Source organism: Caldivirga sp. UBA161 (assembly GCF_002506515.1).
GTDB lineage: Archaea > Thermoproteota > Thermoprotei > Thermoproteales > Thermocladiaceae > Caldivirga.
Genome location: NZ_DAXS01000015.1, coordinates 1 through 13,717, shown reverse-complemented (window position 1 = coordinate 13,717; position 13,717 = coordinate 1). Strand labels below are relative to the sequence as shown.

The following is a 13,717-nucleotide window of genomic DNA, read 5'->3' as shown; positions in this document are numbered from 1 at the left end:
TAAACCTCAGTGGCCTTAGCATCCCTGTAGAGGTATTCTAGGGGTGATTCTGTGGATAAGCCAATGGCCCCCATTACCTGTATTGCTGCCCTAGTAGCATTAACCGCTGTACTTGATCCTAGGTATTTAGCCGCTTGAGCATACTTAATGAATTCGCTTAACCCCTTATCCCTCATGTATGCTGTTAAGTAGATTAAGCCCCTAAGCGCCTCAACTTGGGCATACATTTGGGCTAGGTAGCCTTGAATAACGCCCAATTGAGCCAGCACACCCCCATATATTCGCCTAACTTGAGCGTAATTGTAGGCTTCATTGAGGGCTCTTTCAGCTATGCCTAATCCAATGGCTCCAACGCATGTCCTACCTAGGTTAAGCTTCTCCATGGCTAAGTAAAACCCCCTATTAACCTCCCCAATCCTATAATCATCAGGAATCCTACAGCCCCTTAGGGAAACCTCAGCGGTGCCGCCGCCCTTAATCCCCATTACACTCATTGGGTTAACCTCAATGCAGTTGCTCTTAGGCACTAGGAATGCTGATATTGCCCTATGCCTCTCCTCAACCCCACCAGTCCTTGCGAAGACTAGGTATAGGTCAGCGTATTGGCCACTTGTAACCCAGGCCTTACGGCCATTAATAACCCATTCACCACCATCCTTAACTGCCCTGGTTTCAATGGCTCCAGCATCACTACCGCAGCAGGGTTCAGTTAGGGCGAAGGAGGCTATTAAATCACCCTTAACTAAACCCTCAAGGAACCTCTCCCTAACCACCTGATTACCGTGGCTTAGGAGCGAATCAATTATTAAGGCTCCTTGAACCTCCATTAATGTTGCCAGGGTTGGGGAGTGCTTAGCAACCTCCTCAATAACTATAACTTCACTCCTGAAGTCTAAGCCACCCCCACCATACTCCGGTGGGGCCATTGGGGCTAGTAGGCCCTGCTTACCCAACTCCCCCATTAATTGCCTAGGGTACTCACCATTAACCTCAATTGCCTTAGCCAGCGGCTCAATCCTAGCCTCAGCGAATTCGGCTGTACTCCTCCTTAATAATTCATGAACCTCCTCAAGCAGCGGGTGCATGGGTTATTGGCTTAGTGCACTTAATTCGCTTTACGCTTAAAAGTAAATATAGGCTCCTTGAAGGCTTCTGGAAGTGTACGTAATGCTTATATAGTCCAGGTAGCTTAGCGTTTCGGGGATTACTATTGAAGCGTGGGTTAGGGAATCCCGGGATGGATTATTAAAAATCCTAAGGGAAGAGGGCCTAGATTACAGTGAGGTTGAGTATAGGCCCACCAATTGGCCAATGCCCCCAAGGTTAATCTTCGATGGTATAAGTGTTGAACCCAACATGCCCAGTGAATTATATATAACGGATACAACCTTCAGGGATGGGCAGCAGGCCTTTTACGCATATAGCCCAAGCGACGTTAAGGGGCTTTTCAAACTACTCTCTGAGCTTGATAATGGTAGTGGGAGGTTGAGTAGGAGTGAATTCTTCCTATACACTGAGAGGGATAGGAGGATTGTTAAGAGTATTATTGAATTGGGGTTAAGGTACCCTAAGGTTATTGGTTGGGGTAGGGCTAGGATTGAGGATGTTAGGTTGATTAAGGAGGGGGGCTTAGATGAAATGGTTATGCTAATGTCAGTATCAGACATCCACATTAAGGCCAAGTTCAACACCACTAGGGCTAGGGCAGCTGAGAAGTACCTTGAAGCCGCTGAGGAGGCTATGAGGAATGGAATAGCCTTACGATGTAGCCTTGAGGATGTAACAAGGTCCGACATATTAGGCTTCGTAATACCCTTCGTAAGTAAGTTACTTAAGCTGAGGGAGAAGTATGGTGTACCCTTAACAATTAAGCTACCTGACACAACAGGCGTTGGCGTACCATACCCCACAGCCTCACTACCCTACAGTATACCCAAGTTAATATGGGTAATGAGGAGCCTACTTAAAATACCCAGCGGCACCCTGGAGTTTCATGGGCATGGGGACTACCACATGGCTGTAGCTAATGCTGTGGCTGCTTGGGTTTATGGAGCAGGGATAAATAATGGGACACTATTGGGTATTGGGGAGAGGGCTGGTAATGTACCCATTGAGGCCCTTGTGGTTTGGTATGGTAGGCTTAGGGGTTCCTTCGATGGTATGGAGCCTAGGGTTATTTCAAGGATAGTGGAGTACTTTAGGGGCATGGGGTATAATGTGCCTAGGCATCAACCAATAGTGGGTGGTAACGCCTACGCTACGGCTGCTGGTATCCATATTGATGCGCAATCCAAGGACCCTGAAACATACTTATCCATGGATCCCTCACTTATTGGTATGAGGGAAGTAATACTAATAGGCCCATACACAGGTAGGTCTGGGATTGCACATGTGCTTAAGAGAGTTGGAGTGAATGTGAGTAAGAATGATGATGTAGTGGAGAGGGTTTATAGGGCAATAGTTAAGCTTTACGACGAGGGCCTTTTAAGGGAGCCAATGAATGAGGAGGAGTTCATGAAGTCTATGAGCGAGTTAATTAATGGGGGATTCATGAAGGTTAAGTGAACTCAATGACTAAGTAGGCTACTGGAGCGTAATAGTATTAATCAATTGCCTATATACCTAAGCCACTGGGCTTAATAAGCCTAGGTGCAGAGGCTTAAGCGTGAGGATTATACCGAGGACAATGTGCACTCAGCACCCTGACTACGCCAATGTACCTCAATGGGTCACTAACGACTTCATTAAGGGTGATGATGAGGTTTATGAAGCATACATGAATTACAGCATTTATGACTGCCAGGAAACCATGTGGGATTTTGAGGGTAAGGATGTGGATATTTACGTGGTTAGGAAGCTTTTTGAGAATTATGGGGGATTCTTCATTAATAAGATACTTGGTGAGCATATTTTCCTAACCTACAGGTTACCTAACCCTAATGTTGAAGCCTCAGATAGGAAGGTTTACGCTGAGGCTCTTGAAACAATACCAATGGCCTATGATTTAGCTAAGGTATTCTACGGTAAGCCCGTTAAGGCAATATTTGAGGTTATTTTCCCGCTAACCTCCAGTTCAAGGGACCTAATAATGACCCTTAGGTACTATGAGAAGGTTGTTGCAGGTAAATGCAGGGTTGAGCTTGATGACGGCCTTAAGGTTAGCGACATTATTGGTGAGGTTGAACCAAAGGCCATTGAGGTAATACCACTGGTTGAGGATATGGATTCACTACTTAGGATTGACTCAATAATAGAGGGTTACGTTAAGGTGGCTAAACCCCAGTACCTTAGGGTATTCATAGCTAGGTCTGACCCAGCAATGAACTACGGCCTAATACCAGCAGTGCTGCTGGCTAAGATAGCATTATCAAGAGCCTACACTGCCGGTAATGCATTGGGCTTAAGCATATACCCAATAATAGGCGTGGGTCCAACACCCTTCAGGGGTAACTTCAATCCACGTAACGTCAATAATACGCTTAAGGAGTATCCAGGAGCCTACACGTTCACTGTCCAATCAGCCTTCAGGTACGATTACCCGGTGGATAACGCTAAGGATGCAATTGATGCGGTTAATAATTCAAAACCCACTGAACCAGTAATATTGAGTAAGTATGAGGAGGAGGTGGCCTTAACCATAATTAAGCAGTACATTGATAGGTATCAGGCTGAGGTTGAGGGATTAGCTAATGTAATAAACTATGTTGCTCAACTACTACCCCCAAGGAGGACTAGGAGGCTGCACATTGGCTTATTTGGCTATGGGAGGGGTTTTAAGGGGATTACTCTGCCTAGGGCAATAACCTTCGTTGGGGCATTATACTCAATAGGCATACCCCCTGAATTACTTGGATTATCAACGCTACTTAAGCTTAATGAGGAGCAGTGGAGTGTCCTAGAGGGGAATTACATTAACTTATGGAGGGATTTAAGTGATGCCGCACAATACATTTGCATGGAGTGTATTGAGCAGTTACCAAGCATGAATGGTGAGTTAAGGGTTAGTAAGGAGGCTGTTTCAATGATTCTTGAGGATATTAAGGCCATTGATGAATTAGGTATTAAGATATCGTCAAGCTTCGAGCAGAGGAAACACTCATTACTCACTAGGCTATTCCTTGAAAGCGCCAGTAATGGTTACATTAATGATGCTAAGGCATACCTACTGGATATGGCGAAGGTTAGGAGGGCTATTGGCTAATATGCATATTTAATATAGTATTAATGCTAGGTAGTACTCTTAATGTGCAGGTATGTTTATAAACCTGCCCCACAGGCCAGGGCTTAATGTACCCTGTAGCATACTTCCTACTTGAGGCGGCTGTGGTATATGCCTTAGCGGCCGTAATAATGTATGCATCATGGAGGCTAGGTGGTGATGATGTCCTACTGGCTTCGGCAATCTCATCATACTTAATGCTCCTAACAGTTAGCCAATTCCTAGCCAGTAAAATAATGTACATAGGCTACGCCAACCTACCCAGTGGTACAGTAACCTACTCAGCCACAGTAGCCACATTAGATGTCTTAACCCTTAAGTTCGGTAGGAGGATTGGGTATTGGGTAGTTAGAATAGCCGCCCTGCTTCAACTTGGGCTTTGGGCAATCATTCAACTAACAATATACGCACCACCAGCCCCCTTCTGGAGCATGCAGAACGCCTTCGCAAGTATCATTGGTGAATCAGCCAGAATAGCTGTAGCCAGTGTTACGGCATTCTTCATAGCCGAATCCCTTGACGTACACTTGGTGAGTAGGATTATGGGTAACGTGTTTAGGAGGGTTGGTATATCGGATCCAATTAGCATGACTGCGGATAGCTTAGTTTTCACACCAATAGCCTTCTACGGTGTAATGCCACTACCAGCATTATTAAGCACCATGCTGGGCCTAATACTAGGTAAATTAACCCTAGTACCCTTAACTATAGGTGCAGTGGCTGCTAATAGGAGCGTGCTGAAATATGCCCCGGTGATTCAGGCGCATAAGTAGGTTAACCTTAAAGGGTAAGATTATGGATGGGGGAATAATGGGAATTTAAATGAGGGGAGATTATTTTATAAAGTTTAAATGCTTAATGCTTAGTTACTATTGCCTTGGCAACAGGCTTAATAATGCATTTACCATTACCAGTTAAGTTAATGTTATTAACCATACCTATATCAACGTTAATGCTGTAACTTGTACCATTAATTACAATGGGCTGAGGCTCAAGGGGAACCTTAAGTAAACCACTGGGCACTGAGCAATCGTAATTCTGCCCATCAATCACTGCCCGAGCACTGGATACTTGTAGGAAGATTAAGTTATATGTGCCATTAGGTGGGTTACACTTGGCCACTAATTGCGATGCTGACATTAACTTCGTTAAGTCAAGGCTCACTGATGCATTACTGCAAGTGTACCATGAGCCGGATACCTCATTATGAAGCATTATTGATGATACTACTACATAAAGGTGCTGCACCTGCATTGGCTTATCACTAATATAGATGTAAACTGATGCAGGCCCAATTAACCTAGTAGCCATATACCATACTGCAACAGCTACGGCAACCACCATCACTATTACAACAATTATAATTGGCCTCATTGCGGGGGTAATTGCGTTAATTCTTTTTAAGGATAATTAAATTTCAATACAATTGAACCTCCATTTCAGGTTAGTTCCAAGCATGTTTCAACTTGGTGGAACCAAGTATCTGCCCTTACACTTAACCTTAGCCTCCCTAGTGACTTTAATTAACTCCTCCCTTGAGGAGTGAGTTAGGCATTTTGACATTAAGGCGTCCAGCAGTACTGACTCGGCTTCATCTATAATCCTCCTCAATGGTTCATTCATTATTCTCCTAGCTAATGAATTAAACCTAATACTCCTTATTATTGACTTAGCATCCCCAAACAAATTCCCCCTTGGTACAATATGGACTAGGCCATACTCACCAGCCTCACTTGAACTTAATGCATCACCTGAAAGTAACTTAACTAAGGCTATCCTGGGTAAGGCTTGCTGTAGCCTAGGCATTGAGAAAGCTATAGGAATACCAACCGCCCCCTCTGGGTGGCATAGGTATACATCGGGTGGGGCAATGGTTAAGTCACTTAATGCAGCTAATTCAAGACCTAGGCCTAGGGCTGAGCCATTCAGTATGGTTACTATAGGCTTATCTAGCGTTACCATGAGGGATATTAAAGCCTTAATAGCGCTAACCAATTCCCTAACTGAATCATAATCCTCACCCACCGAGCCCCAGTCAATGCCCGTGGTAAAGAAGGCTGGACCAGTTGCCGTTAAGGCCACCCAATTAACCCCAGCATCCCTATTAGCCGTGGTTAATGCTGCCATTAATTGAATTAAGGCATCTAGGTCAAGTGAATTCTCTAGCCCATTATCAAGAGCTATAACCCCAACTCCATCCTCATTCCACACCTTAACCTTACTCAACATCATTAATAACACCCCTTAAATAAGGCTTAAATACAATTACCACTGAATGTATTCAACATAGAAGTAGGCTAGTAGGGATGCTGCAAAGGATATTAAGGCGGTTCCCCACATTACACCTACATATGGCCCATCCATTATTGGATTAAGGAAAAATGAAACCACTATAGCTATTATGGCTAATATTGATGTTAAGTAACCTAGAGATAATGCAGCGCCCTTACTTAACCTAAAGCCAGCACCTCTATTCCTGCTACCACTGAGCTCACCCTTAACCTTAAACCAAACCCTCCTAATGGCGTAAATCCCGCCAAAGGATATTACTACTGGTGGTATTATGGTTATTGCGAACCATTGCATCTTAACAGGTACGCCGGGTTGAATGGCGCTCCATACACTTAATTCAATAACCCAAGTTAACCCAGTTATGAAGAGTGCAGTGATCCAAGGCCTATCAAGTGGATGCAATGCATCACTCCTATCTAGGGCTGGAACCAGTAGGAGTATTATGAGTGGTATGAACATGCCCATTACAGTATCCATAGCTAATCCGAAGGGCATGTCAGCCATCTTATACATGAATAGGAAGAACCAGGGTGGGTAAGCCGGCACACTACTGGCCTCTGGGCTAGTGGGTGATGGGCCTGGGTAGGGTGAGAGCAATATGGGTACTCTGCTTAAGACCTGCGGTATAGCTAACACTGAGGGTATGAGTAGTATTATGCCCCAGGTTAAAAGCACTATGGCTAACATGAATATGAAGTTCCTCGGCCACCAGGGCTTAAGCCTTGAATCACTTCTACTCAGTAAAGCTGGGGCCCTGTAATTAGACTCCTTGAGGTCAGGCATGAAGCCATTCTGCTCAGCCAAGTAGAAGTGGAGGGCGAAGAATAGTATTAAGGCTGCTGCAATTATTATATGCCAACCAAGGAGCCTAGTGAATAAGTCCAGTTGAGTACCATTACCGAAGAGAATTGGTATCGCACTAGATAAGCCAAGGGCCGTTAAAATACCCCTACCCACATTCACTGCATCAGCTGATAAAACGTCACCAGTTAATGAGTAGCCAACGAAGGCTGCGCCAAGAGTCATGGCAAATAATAATACGCCTAAAACCCATTGAGCACCCCTAGGCCTCTTATAAGCACCCCTAAAGAATACCTCAAGCCCATGTATGTAAACAGCCAGTATCATTATGTATGCCCCATATAGGTGGCTTGAGAGTAGTATTGAGCCAAATGGTACGTTATGTATTATGGCCATTGTTGAATCATACGCGTCACTGGGCTGGTAATACAGTAATAGTATTAATCCCGTTATGGCTTGCCAAGCCAGGGCCGATGCAGCTATGGCGCCTAACCAGTACTCTATACTAAACATGTAATCTGGAACACCCATGAATGGTACATCCTTCAAGTGGAGGATTTCAGCAACCTTATCCCAGAAGCCGCCATTACTCATATCCATCACCTCATGATGCTGGGTTACTGTAATACTTAACAATAGTACTTGTACCACTTATTGGTGATCCTCCAGTTAAGTCTCCTGTTGGATTCTTCACCAATTGGCTTGTTGGGCTACTGTACCCTGGATGCCCATATATCACTGGCCCAATCATCTTCACTGCATATAATTCATCAGTACTTGAATCCCACTCAAGCACCACGGCGGGTAATGGCCTAACAGTAGGCCCAGTAACCACGGCGCCGCCGCGGTAGGGATCATAGGTGGAGCCGTGGCAGGAGCAGTGAATAACCTTATCCATGGGTCCATTAGCGGTAATAGCCTTAACGCCAGGTGGGTAGAAGGTTAATTCAGGGAATGTGCAGCCTAAGTGCTGGCAAATGGCGCTGTAAGCCACTATGTTCTTACTCGGCCCAACACCACCTGGGAAATCATAGGAAACATTATTCTGCGGGATAATAACAGTGGTTGGAGGAACCTCAACTGGTGAACCAGAGGAGTCGCCTAGGGCAAGTAGCATGTTAGGTTCATTATCAAGCGGATATGGGAATAATGCTATCTGCTTACCATTAATCGGTATGCTTGACGCCTTAATTGGATTACCATTCTCATCAACGAGAAGCAACCTGGGGAAGCCACTTATAGATACTTCAGGTGGCACAAGTACCTCAAGGCCCCGTAGCATCCCAGCTAATACACTTAACCCAGCGATTGTAACCATAGCCTTCAGGAAATTCCTCCTACTCTCATTAACATTACCCCCACTCATGATTTAACCCATAGTTTAGAGTATTTAAAAATTTAAACTATAGTTAAGCCATGATGTAAAATGAGGCTTAATTCCAGATTTTTCCCAATTTAATACCAAGTAAATATAATTTTAACATTAAGTAAAACTTAAAAAACAAGGCTAAGCCAATGTTAATTTATGAATAGATGGATTAAGCTTAAAAATAGGGGTAATAGAAAGCTGAACTTAAAGCTAACTATAGTAATTACAGTGGCTGCCGCCGTTGGGTTAATTTACATGATTTACCCAATCCCCCTAGCTCAAACACCAACCGGCATAGTGGCTTATAAGGTGGTTGGTAGCGCTAACCTACAGAATCCAGGTAGTGAAGCATTCTGGAGTAAGTTACCTTGGTTCAATGTATCCCTAGTACCCAACCTATCCACTCAAATGCTCCCAATATTGGCAAACGTACCCACCTCCGGTGAGGTCCCTTACATCATGGTTAAGGCTGCTTGGAATGGAAGCTACATATTCATACTCGTCAAGTGGCCTGACCCATATGGCCCAAGCCTAGTTGGCCCAGCGGCAATTGCGGGGCCTGGCCATTGGCCGGTTGTCTATAACCCGAATGGCCCACTAAACATAACATTCCTAAAACTACTGGCCAATACCTTCCATAAGAAGTACTTCATAATTAATGCAAGTTATGCTGTAATAAAGGGTTCGCCAAGACCCATGGAGTACATATTAGCTTACGTTGCACCACATTACGGAGTATACTTCTATGGCTATTACGTTAACTTAACTTCAGGCCACTATTACCCTGATAGGGTGGCTATAATGTGGTATATGGGTAGTGCCCAAAGCCCAAGCGACTGCATGAATATTGGAGGCCCCCACCCAGGCTATAAAATACCTGGTGAACTTGGTCAAATGGCGCAGGTGTATTTAGGATCAAATGTAGAGCAGTACACTGGTGGTTCATTGAGTTCAGGGGCAGCTGACATATGGGAGTGGATAAGTGGAGCCACTTACCTTGATGGCCAAAACTTCAATTACTTCACTAATGTTACTTGGGATGTGGAGAATGGTATTGATGAGGCGGCTGCTTCATCCTTCTCTAAAAGCCCCCATGGATTCTTCATTAACCTACTAACCAATGAAACAGGCCTATATGATATTGGTGATGGGGGAATATGGTACCCCAACGCCACCGGGCCTGAACCTGGCTACTTCAGTAATTACGCTGGCGCTAAGTATGAGGATGGGTATTGGATTGTGGAGTTTGTTAGGCCACTGAAGGCTCCAATGCCATACACAGTAAACTTAACGCCTGGCCAAACATATGATGTAGCCTTCGGGGTTTGGTTAGGTAAGGCTGGTGAAACCAGTTGGGATAAGTCCATATCAGCAAGCTTCATACCATTAACCATAGCCACATCAGCACCCTCAGTTACACCACCAATACCAACCCCAGTCATAATAGTTGCAGTTGTGGGCATTGTAATTGCTTTAGTGGCTATTGGCTTAATCTTCTATTCTATTAGGCATAGGTGATGATTAAGGTGAGTGAATTAATTAACATTAAATACTACAATACCCTCTTATACTTATTCCTAGGATTCTTCATGATGCAATTCGCTTTAAGGCAATTCCTACAACCCATAATACCATTTACACCTGCTCCAGCCAATGTATTAACCTCAATGGGGCTTATTGGAACATTTAGTGTAGCGGCATTGTCGGTAATTATACCATTCTTAATTTACGATTCTAAAGTCCCCCTCAGGATACTTTACCTAGTTGTAGTAACCACTGCACTATGGGGTGGGGTATTGCTTAGTTATGTTTACCCAACGTACTATCTTACATGGCCTTGGGTGGCGTTAAGTACCTTGCTTTGGGGATTGACAATAGTGGCAGTAATACTTGCAGCCACTTCCCTTAAGCCTATTGAATTAATCCTACTAATACCGGCTATACTGCTTCAATTAAGTTCACTGGTGAACTATATACTGAACCTAATGACCGAGTACTACTTAATACCGATTACAATACCATCAACCGCATTAGCCTACCCAACATTACTGCTAGTAATCACTGGCGCACTAACGCTAACTGCATTAGCATTAATTGGGTTTAAAGTCAGTAAATGGAGTATTACTGGATATGCATTAACCATGGTCATTGCAGCATCTATTACACTACCCCTCTACCAATTAACAGTGGATAATACCTTCATGCAGCACATAATGGACATGGTGTTTGCCATGGGCTTCGGGGTACTTGCACCACCGGTATCTGTTCCATTAATGTCAATAATGTTAGGCCTATATGTTTTTGCATCATTAGCCTTAATAATTAATGGAATATTCAACAATAGGAGGTACCTTTACTTAACTGCATTAGCAGTAACCTATGTCTCTACAGCCTTAACGCCGCATGCGTTATCAATATACTTTGCCTCAGTGGCTGCATCATCATTAGCGGTTAGCTACATTAGTAGGAGATAAACGTTGAAATTAAGTTAACTTAATCATTAATGGCGACTCACCCTCAATAGTTACCCTAACCCTAAGATAATCATCAACTACCTCAAAATCCCTAACGCTACCCCTACCTTCAATTACCTTCACTGAGGATGCATTAAATCTATGTGCATTAACCGTTATCACGGCGTTAATTGCATGCTCATTCATGTTGTAAACCACAAGGTGATTATTAGCGTATGGTATTAGTGAGAAGTTACTTGCCATTGAAGCCTCTGGATCAACCCTTAAGCCAACGTACTCGAAGGCAATATCCCTAATTATGCGCCTAGCTAATTCAGGGTAGTAGTCCTTCAAATATGGTGCATATTTCGTTAAATTAACAACATAAACCTTAGCCTTACCAAGTTCATTAACGTGAACCACAGGGTACTTGCTTACACCATCACTAGCCTCGAGTAGAACCTTCCCACCAGCAATATTCAGTATTGGGCCAATTGGAAATGCGCCAGGCCTCCTATGCGTGTAGGAGGCCATATGGCTACCGCTAATTAAGTATAGGGCATCTATTAGTGGGCTCATCAACGGATTATCCCTCACTAAGCCCAGTAAATCAATACCCTCGTAACCCAAGGCCCCCTTAGCAATAAGTTCAGCGGCCCCTGAAGTAACAATGAGGTTAATGCCCCTCCTCGCTAATTCAATAATATCAATTGACCCTACTGCATGCTCAGTGATTAAGACGTAGTCTCCCTCCTTAATACTGTTAACGTTAATTGGCCTTAAGGGTACGCCAATCATGCCTAGGTAGTCTTGAATATACCTATCAAACACTGCACCACTAGCCTGAATACTCGGTATTAATACGCCCAGCTTCTCAATAGTTTGATTACCGTGCATTGACTTAAGCATGGGTTCCTCAGCCTTTACAGCATCAATGTACTTAGCCCTATTACTTAATGTTAGGGAGTAGGCGTCAAAGAACACTATTTCATCAACACTCGTTAATGCACTAAACCACAGTTGCTTAAGGTAAATGCTTAAGCTTATTAATGAGCCACTATAGAGCCCATTGAAGGTATCGAACCAAACGCCACCAAGCTTATCACCGACTAATGCCCTAACGTACTCAGTTATTAAGAATGAACCATACTGCTCAGTTCCCTCCCTGGATTCAGTACCCACATAGATTCTGTTGAATAATTGGGCAAGTTTACTTAGGATTAAACCCCTATGTGGAAAATCCTCCCTCCATTCAGCAACCTTAAGATTAACCCTAATACCCTTATTAACCTCCCTAGCTGGTTTAACAACAAAATTCTCTGAAACATCATATAGTATACTGGCTGAGTAATTGGCCCATAGGTCAAGTATCCTCCTATCATTATTCCTAATAGCCCTCATTAATTCACCCCTACTTAGGGCTAAACCATACATGCTGTTGAATAATTCAATGTCATGTTCGCTATGGCACCATTGAGCCCAGAAGTCATCAATAAGAACTTCATTAAAGTGGTTGGCTAAGTGCCTCATTGCATCAGCTATTAACCTCTTATTATTATCATCACTTATGCAAGCCACCTTAAACCCATAGTCCTCGTAATTAAACCAACCATTACCATTTGTCCCTATAGCCGTACCACCAGCTAACTCAAAATCACCATTAAGCCTCTTAACCATAGCATCAACCTCATCATTACTCAACAGTAGGCCATCCCTATAATTCTCAACATACACCTTACTAACCTCAAGCGCATTAGCAACGTTAATGAACCTCCTGAATAATTCATCGTTCTTAAGGAAATCCCTAACCGCATGTGCAGTCATGTATATTGAAAATTTCAACTCAACCATAATCCTAAGTCATTAATGCATATTTTTAAGTATTATTCAATTTATTATGTAAACCTATTAACACCCACGTTTATCTTAAAATGCCCACCATCCAAATAGAAGCCTCATAAGCATATTAAATAATATCTGCAGGAGGCAGTTGTAGGCTTAAGAGCAATTAAACGTAATATTAGTAACGTAACTTAACATACGGGTGCTACTAAGTCTTTAAGGTTACCAAGTGTATTCCCTCCCCAATACTAGAATTATACCCAGTTCCTTAGCCTTCACCCTTAAGTACCGAGCCACCTCATCAGGTAAGGTTTCAACAGCAAGAACAGCGGCATATAGCCTCCTCCCAGTTAGCTTCTCAGCCACCTTAACATTCAGCATCAACTTCTCAATCTCCCTATCCGCCTCCTCAATAGAGGTTAACTTAACCGTAGCCTCTCCAACAACTAATGGATCATAACATATGGCATCCACTTCCCTTAATCCATCAACTGGCAAGGTAACATTAACCTTAACATCACAGTCAAAGCCCTTAACCCTAAGCCACTCCCTTATCCAACTAGCGGTATAGTACTCGTATAAGCCGCCAAGCGAATCCCTTATCTCCATTAAAGCATTCATCATCCACTTATTAAACTTAAACTGCTCCTCCCAACGCTTCTCCTCCAACTCCACAAATGCATTAAAGTCTTTCCTTAATGCGGTAATCGCATCCTCATGTCTTTGAGTAATTTCTCTTAA

Annotated in this window: 11 protein-coding genes and 1 pseudogene; 5 read left to right on the top strand and 7 right to left on the bottom strand. The window is 43.5% G+C overall.

Annotation, left to right across the window (positions count from 1 at the left end; translation table 11 throughout):
• Window positions 1-1,085: acyl-CoA dehydrogenase family protein (locus BP896_RS01945; RefSeq protein WP_291765109.1), on the bottom strand; the 1,085-nt coding region annotated here is incomplete at its 3' end.
• Window positions 1,086-1,311: 226 nt separating this feature from the next.
• Between BP896_RS01945 and BP896_RS01940 the strand changes: the two genes are divergently transcribed.
• From BP896_RS01940 to BP896_RS01930, 3 genes are all read left to right on the top strand, one after another.
• A complete protein-coding gene (locus BP896_RS01940) occupies window positions 1,312-2,565 on the top strand; it encodes a homocitrate synthase/isopropylmalate synthase family protein (RefSeq protein ID WP_291765108.1) in 1,254 nt (417 codons plus the stop codon).
• 100 nt (window positions 2,566-2,665) lie between these two features.
• Window positions 2,666-4,201: a phosphoenolpyruvate carboxylase gene (gene ppcA, locus BP896_RS01935; protein ID WP_291765106.1), complete on the top strand. Its 1,536-nt coding sequence runs from the start codon at window positions 2,666-2,668 to the stop codon at window positions 4,199-4,201.
• Between the two features lie 86 nt (window positions 4,202-4,287).
• Window positions 4,288-4,992: a queuosine precursor transporter gene (locus BP896_RS01930; RefSeq protein WP_291765105.1), complete on the top strand. Its 705-nt coding sequence runs from the start codon at window positions 4,288-4,290 to the stop codon at window positions 4,990-4,992.
• A gap of 82 nt (window positions 4,993-5,074) precedes the next feature.
• On the opposite strand, the gene BP896_RS01925 is transcribed toward BP896_RS01930, so the two are convergent.
• From BP896_RS01925 to BP896_RS01910, 4 genes are all read right to left on the bottom strand, one after another.
• Window positions 5,075-5,593: a DUF4382 domain-containing protein gene (locus BP896_RS01925; RefSeq protein WP_291765103.1), complete on the bottom strand. Its 519-nt coding sequence runs from the start codon at window positions 5,591-5,593 to the stop codon at window positions 5,075-5,077.
• An 87-nt stretch (window positions 5,594-5,680) separates the two neighbouring features.
• A complete protein-coding gene (locus BP896_RS01920) occupies window positions 5,681-6,451 on the bottom strand; it encodes an enoyl-CoA hydratase/isomerase family protein (RefSeq protein ID WP_291765101.1) in 771 nt (256 codons plus the stop codon).
• 33 nt (window positions 6,452-6,484) lie between these two features.
• A complete protein-coding gene (locus BP896_RS01915) occupies window positions 6,485-7,906 on the bottom strand; it encodes a cytochrome b (protein WP_291765099.1) in 1,422 nt (473 codons plus the stop codon).
• A 10-nt stretch (window positions 7,907-7,916) separates the two neighbouring features.
• The gene (locus tag BP896_RS01910) at window positions 7,917-8,678 is read right to left on the bottom strand and encodes a Rieske 2Fe-2S domain-containing protein (RefSeq protein ID WP_291765097.1); all 762 of its coding nucleotides are present in this window, start codon (window positions 8,676-8,678) and stop codon (window positions 7,917-7,919) included.
• Between the two features lie 159 nt (window positions 8,679-8,837).
• On the opposite strand from BP896_RS01910, the gene BP896_RS01905 reads away from it, so the two are divergent.
• On the top strand, window positions 8,838-10,199 hold the full coding sequence (locus tag BP896_RS01905; protein WP_291765095.1) for an ethylbenzene dehydrogenase-related protein: 1,362 nt from the start codon (window positions 8,838-8,840) through the stop codon (window positions 10,197-10,199).
• Between the two features lie 8 nt (window positions 10,200-10,207).
• Complete coding sequence (locus BP896_RS01900) at window positions 10,208-11,155, top strand: hypothetical protein (RefSeq protein ID WP_291765093.1); 948 nt, start codon at window positions 10,208-10,210, stop codon at window positions 11,153-11,155.
• Window positions 11,156-11,164: 9 nt separating this feature from the next.
• Here the strand turns inward: BP896_RS01900 and BP896_RS01895 are convergent, their stop codons facing one another.
• Together BP896_RS01895 and BP896_RS01890 are read right to left on the bottom strand one after the other, a co-directional pair.
• Entirely contained in the window at window positions 11,165-12,985 is a 1,821-nt protein-coding gene (locus tag BP896_RS01895) for a hypothetical protein (RefSeq protein WP_291765091.1), read from the bottom strand.
• A gap of 213 nt (window positions 12,986-13,198) precedes the next feature.
• A pseudogene (locus tag BP896_RS01890) lies at window positions 13,199-13,717 on the bottom strand (hypothetical protein); the annotation flags it as partial.

Coding starts and splice junctions, on each gene's coding strand:
- BP896_RS01940 (WP_291765108.1), top strand. CDS start 1,312: ATGCCCCCAAGGTTAATCTTCGATGGTATAAGTGTTGAACCCAACATG.
- BP896_RS01930 (WP_291765105.1), top strand. CDS start 4,288: ATGTACCCTGTAGCATACTTCCTACTTGAGGCGGCTGTGGTATATGCC.
- BP896_RS01925 (WP_291765103.1), bottom strand. CDS start 5,593: ATGAGGCCAATTATAATTGTTGTAATAGTGATGGTGGTTGCCGTAGCT.
- BP896_RS01920 (WP_291765101.1), bottom strand. CDS start 6,451: ATGATGTTGAGTAAGGTTAAGGTGTGGAATGAGGATGGAGTTGGGGTT.
- BP896_RS01915 (WP_291765099.1), bottom strand. CDS start 7,906: ATGAGTAATGGCGGCTTCTGGGATAAGGTTGCTGAAATCCTCCACTTG.
- BP896_RS01910 (WP_291765097.1), bottom strand. CDS start 8,678: ATGAGTGGGGGTAATGTTAATGAGAGTAGGAGGAATTTCCTGAAGGCT.
- BP896_RS01905 (WP_291765095.1), top strand. CDS start 8,838: ATGAATAGATGGATTAAGCTTAAAAATAGGGGTAATAGAAAGCTGAAC.
- BP896_RS01895 (WP_291765091.1), bottom strand. CDS start 12,985: ATGGTTGAGTTGAAATTTTCAATATACATGACTGCACATGCGGTTAGG.